Below are 13,887 nucleotides of genomic sequence, written 5' to 3' on the forward strand. Positions count from 1 at the left end.
GCCGTCTGGTCGAAAAAAGGGGCCGTAAAGGCCCCCTTTTCTGAAACTCGCAATGATTAGCGACGCAGACCCAGGCGCTCGATCAGCGCAGTGTAGCGTGCTACATCTTTACGTTTCAGGTAGTCGAGCAGTTTACGACGCTGAGAAACCATACGCAGCAGACCACGACGGCTGTGGTGATCTTTTTTGTGCTCTGCGAAGTGGCCCTGCAGGTGGTTAATCTGCGCAGTCAGCAGAGCAACCTGAACTTCGGTAGAACCGCTGTCGTTCTCACCACGACCAAACTCAGAAACGATTTTAGCTTTAGCTTCAACGCTTAGAGACATTTTCAACTCCAGTTTATAAAAAATAAGGGTGCCGATCTCTAATTCAGCCACCCGGGGCTACGCCTGCATAGAGATGACGGGCGTAGTGTTAAGCCGCAATATTCTACCTGTCACGGCCTGTTATCGCAAGGTAGCGACGAGGGTTAAGCCGGATATTCCACCACCAGGCGGCGGGGCGCTACGCGGCCTTCGCTGTCGATTTCCCCCATGCCGAGAAACTTCTGCGCTTCGCCTTCCGTCACTCGCACCAGGCCTTCCGAAGGGGCGTCGCTGGTACGCACCGGGTTGCCGTTTTTAAAGTAAACGGATGACGTAAGCGGAAGATTCACGACCGGATAGTCCGAAGCGGGACTGTCCATCGGCATCAACAGCGGATCAAGCAGCTCAGAGGGCGCGATATCCTGCTGCTGCGCCTCTTCAAGCAGCGCGTTAAGCTGCTCCAGCGTTACCATGCGCTCAACCGGATACTTGCTGACCGTCAGACGGCGCAGATAGGTTACATGCGCGCCGCAGCCGAGCTTTTCGCCCAAATCGTCAATAATGGTGCGAATGTACGTGCCCTTTGAGCAGTGCACCTCAAGCTCCAGCTCATTGCCCTCATGGCGAATAAACAGCAGTTCATAGACGGTTATCGGGCGCGCTTCACGCGGCACCTCGATGCCCTGACGCGCATATTCGTAGAGCGGTTTACCCTGATACTTCAACGCCGAGAACATGGTCGGCACCTGCAGGGTGTCGCCGCGAAAGCTTTCCAGCGCATCCTGCAGCGCCTGCTCGCTAAACGTGACCGGACGCTCTTCCACTACGGTGCCGTCAGCATCAGAGGTGTCGGTGCGCTGCCCAAGCCGCGCAACCACCCGGTAACGCTTATCTGAATCAAGCAGGTATTGGGAAAATTTGGTCGCTTCGCCGAGGCAGACAGGCAGCATGCCGGTCGCCAGCGGATCCAGCGCGCCAGTATGTCCGGCGCGATTGGCGTTATAGAGACGTTTTACTTTTTGCAGCGCGTCGTTGGAGGAGAGCCCCTGCGGCTTATCCAACAGCAATACGCCATGCACATCGCGACCGCGACGACGAGGACGACTCATTATTCCTCCTTGTTGTCGTCCGGATTCACGCGACGCTCTTCGTCGTGTTTTACTACGCTGCTGACCAGGTTGGACATGCGCATCCCTTCCACCAGCGAGTTATCGTAGAAGAAGGTCAATTCCGGCACGATGCGCAGGCGCATCGCTTTGCCCAGCAGAGAGCGGATGAAGCCTGACGCGTCCTGAAGCGCTTTGATGCCCGCTTTTACAGCCGCTTCGTCTTTATCGTTCAGGAACGTTACGAACACTTTGGCATACGCCAGATCGCGGGAGACTTCTACGCCCGATACGGTGGTCATCAGACCTACGCGCGGATCTTTGATTTCGCGCTGCAGGATGATGGCAATCTCTTTTTGCATCTCCTGCGCGACACGCTGAGGGCGACCAAATTCTTTCGCCATAATAAATTCTCCAGACAAAAAAGGGGCTATTAGCCCCTTTTGAATATTCATACCGGGTGGCGCTTCGCTAACCCGGCCTACAAATGTGCGCCTGCCCCCAGCCCTGCGACGCCATGCGCAGGGCGTGAGAGGATTAGTCGATGCTGCGCTGGATCTCGATGATTTCGAACACTTCGATCATATCGCCAACGCGAACGTCGTTGTAGTTCTTCACGCCGATACCACATTCCATGCCGTTACGGACTTCGTTAACGTCATCTTTGAAGCGGCGCAGGGATTCCAGCTCGCCTTCATAGATAACCACGTTGTCGCGCAGAACGCGGATCGGGTTGTGACGCTTAATTGTACCTTCGGTAACCATACAGCCCGCGATAGCGCCGAATTTCGGCGATTTGAACACGTCACGAACTTCGGCCAGACCGATAATCTGCTGTTTCAGCTCAGGCGACAGCATGCCGCTCATAGCCGCTTTTACTTCGTCGATCAGATTATAGATGACGGAGTAGTAACGCAGATCCAGACTTTCCGCTTCGATCACGCGGCGCGCAGAGGCGTCGGCACGAACGTTGAAGCCAACCAGAATCGCGTTGGATGCGGCAGCCAGCGTCGCGTCGGTTTCGGTGATGCCACCCACGCCCGAACCCACAATCTTCACCTTCACTTCGTCGGTGGAGAGCTTCAGCAGGGAGTCGGAGATCGCTTCTACGGAGCCCTGAACGTCGGCTTTCAGCACGATGTTGACTTCGTGAACTTCGCCCTCGGTCATGTTCGCAAACATGTTCTCGAGTTTGGATTTCTGCTGACGCGCCAGTTTTACTTCGCGGAACTTGCCCTGACGATAGAGAGCAACTTCACGCGCTTTCTTCTCATCACGGACGACAGTCACTTCATCACCCGCGGCAGGTACACCGGAGAGACCCAGAATCTCGACAGGAATGGACGGACCCGCTTCCTGGACTTCCTGGTTCAGTTCGTTACGCATCGCACGTACACGGCCATATTCAAAGCCACACAGCACGATGTCGCCTTTGTTCAGCGTACCTTCGCGAACCAGAACGGTAGCGACCGGCCCACGACCTTTATCCAGGAAGGATTCGATGACCACGCCGCTCGCCATACCTTTACGCACAGCGTTCAGTTCCAGTACTTCGGATTGCAGCAGGATGGCGTCCAGCAGCTCATCGATACCGGTGCCCGCTTTCGCCGAAACGTGGACGAACTGGCAATCGCCGCCCCACTCTTCCGGGATGATGCCATGCTGAGACAGTTCGTTTTTAACACGATCCGGATCGGCGTCTGGCTTATCGATTTTGTTCACTGCCACAACAACCGGCACTTTCGCCGCTTTGGCGTGCTGGATTGCTTCGATGGTCTGCGGCATCACGCCGTCGTCCGCCGCGACAACCAGAACCACGATATCCGTAGCCTGCGCACCACGAGCACGCATTGCGGTAAACGCGGCGTGGCCCGGGGTATCCAGGAAGGTGATCATGCCGTTATCGGTCTGTACGTGGTACGCGCCGATGTGCTGGGTAATGCCACCCGCTTCGCCCGAAGCCACTTTCGTAGAACGGATGTAGTCGAGCAGTGAGGTTTTACCGTGGTCAACGTGACCCATGATGGTCACGACCGGCGCGCGCGGCTCAGCCTGAGCGCCCATATCACGGTCGCTCATTACCGCTTCTTCCAGCTCGTTTTCACGACGCAGGATAACCTTGTGGCCCATCTCTTCAGCAACCAGCTGCGCAGTTTCCTGATCGATAACCTGGTTTATAGTCGCCATCGCGCCCAGCTTCATCATCGCCTTGATAACCTGAGAGCCTTTTACGGCCATCTTGTTAGCCAGCTCAGCGACGGTGATGGTTTCGCCGATAACGACATCGCGGTTAACTGCCTGAGCCGGCTTGTTGAAGCCCTGCTGCAGGGAGCTGCCTTTGCGCTGTTTGCCGCCTTTGCCGCCGCGAACAGCAGCACGGGCTTCTTCACGATCCGCTTTGGATTCGGAATGCTTGTTGCTCTTCTTCTGGCGTGCGACTTTCGCCGGACGCGCGCGACCACGGCCGCCTTCTACTTCGCGATCGCTGTCATCTTCTGCCTGACGCGCGTGCTGAGAAGTAGTGACGTGATAGTCGCTGCTGTCTTCAGATTCTTCTTCACTGCCGCTTTCCCATTTTGTCGCGTTCTCTTCAGCCATACGACGGGCTTCTTCCGCTACGCGACGGGCATTTTCTTCCAGCTTGCGACGCGCTTCTTCTTCGGCCTTGCGCTTAAGTTCAAGGGCTTCGGCTTCGCGGCGGGCTTTTTCCGCCTGAGCAGCTTTGCTCACTTCGTCAGTTTGTTGATTGCTCACTTTGCTCGTTTCCGCAGCTTCACGTTTCGCTTTATCAGCGGCATCGCGTTTAGCCTGTTCTTCAGCTTCACGTTTAGCCTTATCGCCAGCTTCACGTTTGGCTTTTTCCTCTGCCTCGCGTTTGGCAGCTTCCTCTGCTTCACGACGGGCCTGCTCTTCCGCCTCACGCTTCGCCTGTTCTTCCGCGGCGAGACGCTCTGCCTCTTGCGGATCACGTTTTACAAAGGTGCGTTTTTTGCGGACTTCGATCTGTACCGACTTACTTTTCCCGCCGGTACCCTGAATATTTAAAGTACTGCGCGTTTTGCGCTGTAAAGTCAACTTATCCGGCCCTGAACCATGTTCGCGGTTCAGGTGCGCCAGTAAGGCTTGTTTCTCTTGTGCCGTCACAGAGTCTTCAGCGGACTTCGGGATCCCTGCATCAGCGAATTGCTGTACCAGGCGGTCCACGGAGGTCTGAATCTCTGCGGCCAGCGCTTTTACGGTTACATCAGTCATGCTGTTCCTTCCTGCTACAGTTTATTACGCTTCGTCGCTAAACCAGCGGATGTTACGAGCGGCCATGATAAGCTCACCGGCTTTCTCATCGGTCAACTCTTCGATATCCGCGAGGTCGTCCACGCCTTGATCGGCGAGGTCATCAAGCGTACACACACCGCGAGCAGCGAGTTTGTAAGCCAGCGAGCGATCCATACCTTCGAGGTTAAGCAGATCGTCAGCCGGCTTGTTATCGCCGAGGCTCTCTTCCTGAGCCAGCGCCAGGGTGGTGAGCGCGTTTTTAGCGCGTTCGCGTAATGCTTCCACGGTCGGCTCATCCAGGCCGTCGATTTCCAGCAGCTCTTTCATCGGCACATAGGCCAGTTCTTCGAGCGTGGAGAAGCCTTCTTCCACCAGAACCGTGGCGAACTCTTCATCAATGTCGAGATACTTCGTGAAAGTATCAATGGCGGCATGCGCTTCAGCCTGATGCTTGGCCTGGAGGTCTTCAACGGTCATCACGTTGAGTTCCCAGCCGCTCAGCTGTGAAGCAAGGCGCACGTTCTGTCCGTTACGGCCGATAGCCTGCGCCAGATTACCCGCCTCGACGGCGATATCCATGGTGTGCTTATCTTCATCCACCACGATAGACGCGACGTCTGCCGGCGCCATAGCGTTGATAACGAACTGTGCCGGATTGTCATCCCACAGCACGATATCAATACGCTCGCCACCAAGCTCGGTCGATACCGCCTGAACACGTGCGCCGCGCATACCTACGCAGGCGCCGACCGGGTCGATACGCTTGTCGTTGGTTTTCACCGCGATTTTAGCGCGTGAACCCGGATCGCGAGCCGCCGCTTTAATTTCAATCACTTCTTCGCCGATTTCCGGTACTTCGATGCGGAACAGCTCGATCAGCATCTCCGGCTTGGCGCGAGTGACGAACAACTGAGCGCCGCGCGCCTCAGGGCGGACAGCGTACAGCACGCCGCGAATGCGGTCGCCCGGACGGAAGTTTTCACGCGGCAGCATGTCTTCACGCAGGATGACAGCTTCGGCGTTGCTACCGAGGTCCAGCGTGATGTTTTCGCGGTTAACTTTCTTCACCACGCCAGTGATGATTTCACCTTCATGCTCGCGGAACTGGTCAACGACCATCGCGCGTTCAGCTTCACGGACTTTCTGTACGATGACCTGTTTGGCGGTCTGCGTCGTGATGCGGTCAAACGTTACGGATTCGATCTGATCTTCCACGTATTCGCCGACATTCAGGCTCGGATCTTCATAACGCGCCGCTTCCAGCGTGATTTCGCGAGTAGGCTGGGTGACTTCTTCAACAATTACCCAGCGGCGGAACGTATCGAAATCACCGCTTTTACGGTCGATGCTCACGCGAACATCGATCTCTTGTTCATATTTTTTCTTGGTTGCCGTAGCCAGGGCGCTTTCCAGCGCTTCAAAGATTTTCTCGCGCGGAACCGCTTTTTCGTTGGAAACTGCTTCGACAACAGCCAAAATTTCTTTATTCATCAGGGGCCTTCGCCTCAATCCAGACTGTTAAAATTGGGGTACCAGGTTCGCTTTCTGGATGTTGCTCAGCGCGAACACTTCATCTTTGCCGTCAACTGCAACGGTAATCATTTCACCATCAACGGCTTTAATGATCCCCTGCCACTTACGACGATTCTGTACCGCCATACGCAGTACCAGCGTCACCTCTTCGCCAGTGTAACGGGCGTAATGTTCGGCAGTGAAGAGAGGACGGTCGAGGCCAGGCGAGGAGACTTCCAGGTTATAAGCCACCGTAACCGGGTCTTCGACATCAAGAACGGCGCTAACCTGGTGGCTGACATCAGCACAATCGTCAACAGTGATGCCATCTTCACTATCAATATAGATGCGCAGCGTCGATGTGCGACCGCGAATGAATTCGATGCCGACGAGTTCGTAGCCCAGCGCTTCCACCGGTGCCGTAATCATCTCTGTTAATTTTTGCTCTAATGTGGACAAGCCCACCCCCAGGACATAAAAAAAGGGCATAAAGCCCAGTTATTCTTTAGCCAGATAACAAAAAACCCCGATAAATCGGGGCTTTTAATAACTGAACCCTGTAAACCGCGATGCGCGGTCCGGAACACCTTCCAGGGAATTTTCTTTCAAAACGGAGAGGAAGGCATTCACTGCACTTCACAGTATATTTGAAAAACAACTCTCAGGGAAAGTGGTTGCGGGGGCCGGATTTGAACCGACGACCTTCGGGTTATGAGCCCGACGAGCTACCAGGCTGCTCCACCCCGCGTCCGAAAACGTGGCAAATACTACGCCTTAAACGTCTAAATTGCAAGTTCTGCTGGGATTTGGTACCGAGGACGGGACTTGAACCCGTAAGCCCAATCGGGCACTACCACCTCAAGGTAGCGTGTCTACCAATTCCACCACCTCGGCACTATAGTGCGCAGTTTCTGTTTACTGCGCGAAGCTGACAAATTAACGCGGGATATCGCTGGTCGGCTTAGCCGGCGCTGCGGGCTGAGTCTGCTCAGTTTTTGCTGGCGCAGTCAGATTTTCCCACTCGCTTCCTTTATTGGTTTTGTTGCTGTTAATGTTACCCAGCACCAGGCTGATAATGAAGAACAGGGTTGCCAGCACAGCTGTCATACGGGTCATGAAGTTACCAGAACCACTTGAACCGAACAGCGTGGCAGAAGCGCCTGCGCCAAAAGAGGCTCCCATATCAGCGCCTTTACCTTGCTGCAGCATAATAAGACCAACAAGGCCCAGCGCTACAATAAGGAAAACTACTAAAAGAGCTTCGTACATAATCAACCTGTTCCTTGCGGGGCTACCGCAGCCAATTGCTTCAAACCAATAAAGCAGGGCATTTGTCATTCCCTACTGAAGCGGGTGTGAATACTAACGAAAGTGTTCTGGGTGCGCAAGCGCAATTTTAACGCCGAATGCTGACTGCGGAAAAAAACGGCAAATTGCGCTAAAATGGCGATTTTAAAGGCGACTTTCGTCGCCTTTTTAAGCACCAGAGTCATTAAACCGCTTTCACCGCATCTGCGATGCGATGCGCAAAATCCGTCACCTGCGCTTCGTCTTCGCCTTCTACCATCACGCGAATCAGCGGCTCAGTGCCCGATTTACGCAACAGCACGCGTCCGCGTTTACCCAGCGCCTGCTCGACTTCTTCGGTAACAGCTTTGACAGACGCATGCTCCAGCGGATCGCCGCTGCCCGGCGTAAAGCGTACGTTGACCAGAATCTGCGGGAACAGCTTCATTCCGCTACAGAGGTCGTGCAGGCTCATGTGATTACGGGCAATCGCCGTTAACACCTGCAATGCAGCCACGATGCCGTCGCCGGTTGTCGTTTTATCAAGCAGAATGACGTGGCCAGAGTTTTCAGCCCCGATGCGCCAGCCTTTTTCCTGCATTTTTTCGAGCACGTAGCGGTCGCCCACTTTCGCACGCGCAAATGGGATACCAAGCTGTTTCAGCGCGACCTCAAGGCCCATATTGCTCATCAGCGTACCGACAGCGCCGCCGCGCAGCTGGCCCTGACGCAGCCCTTCACGTGCGATGATATACAGGATCTGGTCGCCGTCGACTTTGTTGCCTTCATGGTCAACCATAATGACGCGGTCGCCGTCGCCGTCAAACGCGATGCCCAGATCGGCTTTCTCGGCCACCACGCGCTCCTGCAACAGGCGCACATCGGTTGCTCCGCATTTCTCGTTGATGTTAAGCCCGTCAGGCTCGCAACCGATGGTAATAACCCGCGCGCCCAGCTCACGCAGCACATTAGGCGCAATGTGATACGTCGCGCCATTCGCGCAGTCCACCACAATTTTCAGGCCGTTCAGGCTCAGTTCGTTAGGAAACGTGCCTTTACAGAATTCGATATAGCGCCCGGCGGCGTCAACGATACGGCTCGCTTTACCGAGCTCGGCGGAATCGACGCAGCTGATCTCTTTTTCCAGCTCCGCCTCGACAGCCTCTTCCACGTCGTCCGGCAGTTTGGTGCCGTCGATGGAAAAGAATTTAATGCCATTATCATAAAACGGGTTATGGGACGCAGAGATAACAATCCCGGCCTCAGCACGGAAAGTACGCGTCAGATACGCCACTGCAGGAGTCGGCATTGGCCCGGTAAAGAGCGCGGAAAGCCCGGCGGCGGCGAGGCCCGCCTCCAGCGCGGATTCCAGCATATAACCGGAAATACGGGTGTCCTTACCAATGATGACCTTACGCGAACCGTGGCGCGCCAGCACTTTGCCTGCCGCCCAGCCTAACTTCAGGACGAAATCAGGGGTAATTGGCGCATCGCCTACGCGGCCGCGAATGCCATCTGTCCCAAAATATTTACGGTTACTCATAGTATTTTTTATCCTTCGCTGAAAGAGTTGCTTCCACCACACGCATCGCTTCGACGGTTTCTTTCACATCATGAACCCGCACGATCTGCGCGCCCTGCATGGCTGCCATCACCGCACAGGCAAGACTACCGGGCAGTCGTTGGTCGGGTCCGACGTTAAGAAGTTGTCCAATCATCGATTTACGCGACATTCCCACCAGCAAAGGCATTCCGAAGCGGTGAAACGCTGAAAGCCGGGCGAGAAGCTGATAATTGTGGGTCAGATTTTTACCGAAACCGAATCCCGGGTCGAGTATGATTTTTTCTTTTGCAATCCCGGCCGCCTCGCAGCGCGCGATCTGCTGTTCAAAAAACTGCGCGACGTCGTTGAACACATCGTCATAATGCGGCGCCTGCTGCATCGTTTTCGGCTCGCCCTGCATATGCATAAGACAAACAGGTAAGCCGGTCTGTGCCGCCGCCTCCAGCGCGCCGGGCTCTGTCAGGGAGCGGATATCGTTAATGATGTGCGCACCTGCCCGCGCCGCCTCGCGGATAACTTCCGGTTTGGACGTGTCTACCGATACCCAGACTTCAAACCGCTGCGCCAGCGCTTCCACAACCGGTACCACGCGGGAAAGCTCTTCTTCCACGCTCACTTCCGCCGCACCCGGACGAGTCGATTCGCCGCCCACATCGATGATTGTCGCGCCAGCGTTAATCATCGCATTCGCGTGTTTCACCGCCTCAACCAGCGTATTGTGCTGGCCGCCATCGGAGAAGGAATCAGGCGTGACATTCAGGATCCCCATCACATGCGGGTGAGAAAGTTCGAGCGTTGAGCCCTGAGCGAAAAGTTTCATTGCCATTCCCTTATAAACTTGAATGAACGAAAACAGAAAACCCCGGACAGGCCGGGGTTTTAATTAATGCAGCGATACTACAGCAGGCAATTATTTATCGCCAAACTGCTCAGACATGGTGTTGCCCGGGTTCGGCGTACGTGGTTCATCAACCGGACGCGGCGCGCGCGGCGTACCGTTGCTGTCAGAGTTATTGTTAGCACCCGGATCTTCCCAGCCCGCAGGCGGGCGAACATCACGGCGAGCCATCAGATCATCGATTTGCGGCGCGTCGATAGTTTCATACTTCATCAGCGCATCTTTCATGGCATGCAGGATGTCCATGTTATCGTTCAGGATCTGACGAGCACGATTGTAATTACGCTCAATCAGGGACTTCACTTCCTGATCGATAATACGCGCCGTTTCATCTGACATATGCTTGGCTTTTGCCACGCTACGGCCCAGGAATACTTCGCCCTCTTCTTCCGCATACAGCAGCGGACCGAGTTTGTCGGAGAAGCCCCACTGGGTCACCATGTTACGAGCCAGGTTAGTCGCAACTTTAATGTCGTTGGACGCCCCGGTGGAGACATGCTCCGGCCCGTAGATAATTTCTTCCGCCAGACGACCGCCGTACAGTGTCGAAATCTGGCTTTCCAGCTTCTGACGGCTGGCGCTGATTGCGTCGCCTTCAGGCAGGAAGAAGGTCACACCCAGCGCACGACCACGTGGGATAATCGTTACTTTATGGACCGGATCGTGCTCAGGCACCAGACGACCGATAATCGCATGGCCCGCTTCGTGATATGCGGTGGATTCTTTCTGCGCTTCGGTCATTACCATGGAGCGACGTTCCGCGCCCATCATGATTTTATCTTTCGCTTTCTCGAACTCCACCATCGAAACGACACGTTTGTTGCCGCGCGCGGCAAACAGCGCCGCTTCGTTGACGAGGTTCGCCAGATCCGCACCAGAGAAGCCTGGCGTACCGCGCGCGATGATTGCCGCGTCGATATCCGGCGCCAGCGGTACGCGACGCATATGCACTTTCAGGATCTGCTCACGGCCACGCACATCCGGCAGCCCAACCACGACCTGGCGGTCAAAACGGCCAGGACGCAGCAACGCTGGGTCAAGTACGTCAGGACGGTTAGTCGCCGCGATAACGATAATGCCTTCATTACCTTCGAAGCCATCCATCTCAACCAGCATCTGGTTCAGCGTCTGCTCACGTTCATCGTGACCACCGCCAAGACCGGCGCCACGCTGACGGCCCACGGCATCAATCTCATCAATAAAGATAATGCACGGCGCCGCTTTTTTAGCTTGTTCAAACATGTCGCGAACACGGGACGCGCCCACACCCACGAACATTTCAACGAAGTCAGAACCGGAAATCGTAAAGAACGGCACTTTCGCCTCGCCCGCGATGGCTTTCGCCAGCAGGGTTTTACCGGTCCCCGGAGGGCCAACCATCAGGACGCCCTTCGGAATTTTACCGCCCAGTTTCTGGAAACGGCTCGGCTCACGCAGGTATTCCACCAGCTCGCCGACTTCCTCTTTCGCTTCGTCGCAACCGGCTACGTCAGCGAAAGTGGTTTTAATCTGATCTTCGGTCAGCATGCGCGCTTTGCTTTTACCGAACGACATGGCGCCTTTGCCACCGCCGCCCTGCATCTGGCGCATAAAGAAGATCCAGACCCCAATTAACAGCAGCATCGGGAACCAGGAGATGAAGATAGTGGCCAGCAGGCTCTGCTCTTCAGGTGGTTCACCAACCACTTTTACGTTTTTGGTCAGCAGGTTATCAAGGAGTTTGGGATCGTTTACGGGAATGTAAGTCGTGTATCGGTTACTATCTTTCTTGGTAACGTTGATTTCACGTCCGTTGATACGCGCTTCGCGAACCTGGTCCTGGTTAACTTCTTGCAGGAAGGTAGAGTAATCCACCCTACGGCCACTCGACTCGCTGGGCCCAAAGCTCTGGAATACTGACATCAGCACAACCGCGATGACCAGCCAGAGTATTAGGTTTTTCGCCATGTCACTCAAGGGATTAACCTCATATTACAACTGTGTTAACAAACAGCGTCAGGGTACTATAGTTTGCGCCCGGTCGCTACAATGTACACTTCACGTGAACGGGCACGAGAAGAGTCCGGTTTACGAACTTTCACCTTCGTAAACAGGGAGCGAATTTCCCGCAGGTACTCATCGAAACCTTCGCCCTGAAACACCTTAACTACAAAACTACCGCCCGGTGCCAGCACGTCTCGACACATCTCGAGCGCCAGTTCCACCAGATACATGGCGCGGGGAATATCTACAGCCGGAGTCCCGCTCATGTTCGGTGCCATATCTGACATGACAACCTGTACTTTACTGTCGCCCACGCGTTCCAGTAACGCTTTCATAACTAATTCATCACGAAAGTCGCCCTGAAGGAAGTCCACACCAACGATAGGATCCATTGGTAAAAGATCGCAAGCGATAATACGGCCTGCTCCTCCGATTTGCGTGACCACATACTGTGACCAACCACCGGGTGCCGCGCCAAGATCGACGACAGTCATTCCCGGTTTAAAAATTTTGTCACTTTGCTGTATTTCATCAAGTTTAAACCAGGCACGGGAACGTAACCCTTTTTTCTGCGCCTGTTGAACATATTTATCGCTAAAGTGTTCCTGTAGCCAGCGACTGGAGCTGGCAGAACGCTTTTTACCTGTCATTTCACATTCCATCCGGGTTCATCGTGAGCCGCAGGCTCAAAAACCCACGTATTGCCATTTGGCGATAATTGGGAGATGGCGGTAGAATGACCCGTTTTCAATCCCAACGTAAGCAAAAAATACGATGAATCTGAGTACTAAACAAAAACAGCACCTGAAAGGTCTCGCCCATCCGCTCAAGCCGGTGGTTATGCTTGGCAACAATGGTTTGACCGAAGGGGTACTGGCCGAGATTGAACAAGCGCTTGAGCACCATGAGTTAATCAAGGTGAAGATCGCCACTGAAGACCGCGAAACCAAGACCCTGATTGTGGATGCCATCGTGCGTGAAACCGGCGCCTGTAACGTACAGGTCATCGGGAAAACGCTGGTGCTCTACCGCCCGTCAAAGGAACGTAAAATTTCGCTGCCCCGCTAAGCTGTGGGTTCTGCGAACCATCGCAGAAGTCGCAAACTACAGGCAAGGGAGCAAAATGCCACGCTCCGTTTGTTGATAAAAGGCCGCTTAGCGGCCTTTTTCCTTTCTTTACAAACTGAACGACATGGCTGTCATGCGGATTGAGGCTTAACGCGTTGCAGAGCGGATCTGTCTGTCAGACGCGCCTCATAACGCAAAAACGGCCGTTCTTACAGATAATCGACTTTGATAATTTCAAACTCGACCTGACCGCCCGGGGTGTTTATGGTCACCACGTCGTCCAGCTCTTTACCTACCAGACCGCGCGCGATAGGCGAATTCACAGAAATAAGATTCTGTTTGAAATCCGCTTCGTCGTCGCCAACGATACGGTACGTCAGCTCTTCCTCGGTATCCAGATTCAACACCGTCACGGTGGAGCCAAAGATCACGCGACCATTGTTGGGCATTTTGGTGATATCAATCACCTGGGCATTCGAAAGCTTAGCTTCAATATCCTTAATACGCCCTTCGCAGAACCCCTGCTGCTCGCGAGCGGCATGGTATTCCGCATTCTCTTTCAAATCGCCGTGCTCGCGGGCTTCGGCGATAGCGGCAATGATCTCCGGGCGACGAACGGATTTAAGGAACTCCAGTTCTTCGCGAAGTTTATCAGCGCCACGTAAGGTCATCGGAATAGGTTGCATTTGTTATACCTCTCACTGTCCTGTTAAGAACGGTTCACAGCCCGCTCCGGCTGCACGCCAGTCCGGAAAACCTTCCAGCCCCGGACGGCAAACAAAAGAAAACTGACCCGGAGACGAAGCCCCAGGTCAGGAACGATTTTGCAATTTGATACGTATTTTACCCTGAAGTTCCCGAAGGGTCATCGTTTACTTTGCAGGGTGATGC

At 54.6% G+C, this 13,887-nt stretch carries 13 protein-coding genes and 2 tRNA genes; 1 reads left to right on the top strand and 14 read right to left on the bottom strand.

The window, feature by feature from the left end:
• Positions 1-56: 56 nt before the first annotated feature.
• The 13 genes from rpsO to rlmE form a co-directional block, all read right to left on the bottom strand.
• Positions 57-326 (bottom strand): 30S ribosomal protein S15, encoded by a 270-nt coding sequence (gene rpsO / locus AFK63_RS16310; protein WP_004385056.1) that lies wholly within the window; start codon positions 324-326, stop codon positions 57-59.
• A 143-nt stretch (positions 327-469) separates the two neighbouring features.
• Entirely contained in the window at positions 470-1,414 is a 945-nt protein-coding gene (truB, locus tag AFK63_RS16315) for a tRNA pseudouridine(55) synthase TruB (protein WP_038865487.1), read from the bottom strand.
• The gene (rbfA, locus tag AFK63_RS16320) at positions 1,414-1,815 is read right to left on the bottom strand and encodes a 30S ribosome-binding factor RbfA (RefSeq protein WP_038865489.1); all 402 of its coding nucleotides are present in this window, start codon (positions 1,813-1,815) and stop codon (positions 1,414-1,416) included. The genes truB and rbfA overlap by 1 nt, the downstream gene beginning before the upstream one ends.
• A gap of 133 nt (positions 1,816-1,948) precedes the next feature.
• Positions 1,949-4,663 carry a translation initiation factor IF-2 gene (gene infB, locus AFK63_RS16325; RefSeq protein WP_038865491.1) on the bottom strand — a complete coding sequence of 905 codons (2,715 nt, stop codon included), beginning with the start codon at positions 4,661-4,663 and terminating at the stop codon, positions 1,949-1,951.
• Positions 4,664-4,687: 24 nt separating this feature from the next.
• Positions 4,688-6,175 carry a transcription termination factor NusA gene (gene nusA, locus AFK63_RS16330; RefSeq protein WP_038865493.1) on the bottom strand — a complete coding sequence of 496 codons (1,488 nt, stop codon included), beginning with the start codon at positions 6,173-6,175 and terminating at the stop codon, positions 4,688-4,690.
• Between the two features lie 27 nt (positions 6,176-6,202).
• Positions 6,203-6,655: a ribosome maturation factor RimP gene (gene rimP, locus AFK63_RS16335; protein WP_007673151.1), complete on the bottom strand. Its 453-nt coding sequence runs from the start codon at positions 6,653-6,655 to the stop codon at positions 6,203-6,205.
• 212 nt (positions 6,656-6,867) lie between these two features.
• Positions 6,868-6,944, bottom strand: a tRNA-Met gene (locus tag AFK63_RS16340).
• Positions 6,945-7,003: 59 nt separating this feature from the next.
• Positions 7,004-7,090: transfer RNA gene (locus AFK63_RS16345), tRNA-Leu, on the bottom strand.
• 42 nt (positions 7,091-7,132) lie between these two features.
• On the bottom strand, positions 7,133-7,465 hold the full coding sequence (secG, locus tag AFK63_RS16350; protein ID WP_004385062.1) for a preprotein translocase subunit SecG: 333 nt from the start codon (positions 7,463-7,465) through the stop codon (positions 7,133-7,135).
• A 223-nt stretch (positions 7,466-7,688) separates the two neighbouring features.
• Complete coding sequence (glmM, locus tag AFK63_RS16355; protein ID WP_038865495.1) at positions 7,689-9,026, bottom strand: phosphoglucosamine mutase; 1,338 nt, start codon at positions 9,024-9,026, stop codon at positions 7,689-7,691.
• On the bottom strand, positions 9,019-9,867 hold the full coding sequence (gene folP / locus AFK63_RS16360) for a dihydropteroate synthase (protein ID WP_038865497.1): 849 nt from the start codon (positions 9,865-9,867) through the stop codon (positions 9,019-9,021). The genes glmM and folP overlap by 8 nt, the downstream gene beginning before the upstream one ends.
• A gap of 90 nt (positions 9,868-9,957) precedes the next feature.
• Entirely contained in the window at positions 9,958-11,892 is a 1,935-nt protein-coding gene (ftsH, locus tag AFK63_RS16365; protein ID WP_038865499.1) for an ATP-dependent zinc metalloprotease FtsH, read from the bottom strand.
• A 56-nt stretch (positions 11,893-11,948) separates the two neighbouring features.
• Entirely contained in the window at positions 11,949-12,578 is a 630-nt protein-coding gene (rlmE, locus tag AFK63_RS16370; RefSeq protein ID WP_004385066.1) for a 23S rRNA (uridine(2552)-2'-O)-methyltransferase RlmE, read from the bottom strand.
• 124 nt (positions 12,579-12,702) lie between these two features.
• Between rlmE and yhbY the strand changes: the two genes are divergently transcribed.
• Positions 12,703-12,996, top strand: coding sequence for a ribosome assembly RNA-binding protein YhbY (gene yhbY, locus AFK63_RS16375; RefSeq protein ID WP_004385067.1), 294 nt, complete (start codon positions 12,703-12,705; stop codon positions 12,994-12,996).
• Between the two features lie 209 nt (positions 12,997-13,205).
• On the opposite strand, the gene greA is transcribed toward yhbY, so the two are convergent.
• The gene (greA, locus tag AFK63_RS16380; protein WP_038865501.1) at positions 13,206-13,682 is read right to left on the bottom strand and encodes a transcription elongation factor GreA; all 477 of its coding nucleotides are present in this window, start codon (positions 13,680-13,682) and stop codon (positions 13,206-13,208) included.
• Between the last annotated feature and the right edge of the window lie 205 nt (positions 13,683-13,887).

This window comes from Cronobacter muytjensii ATCC 51329 (assembly GCF_001277195.1).
GTDB classification, from domain to species: domain Bacteria; phylum Pseudomonadota; class Gammaproteobacteria; order Enterobacterales; family Enterobacteriaceae; genus Cronobacter; species Cronobacter muytjensii.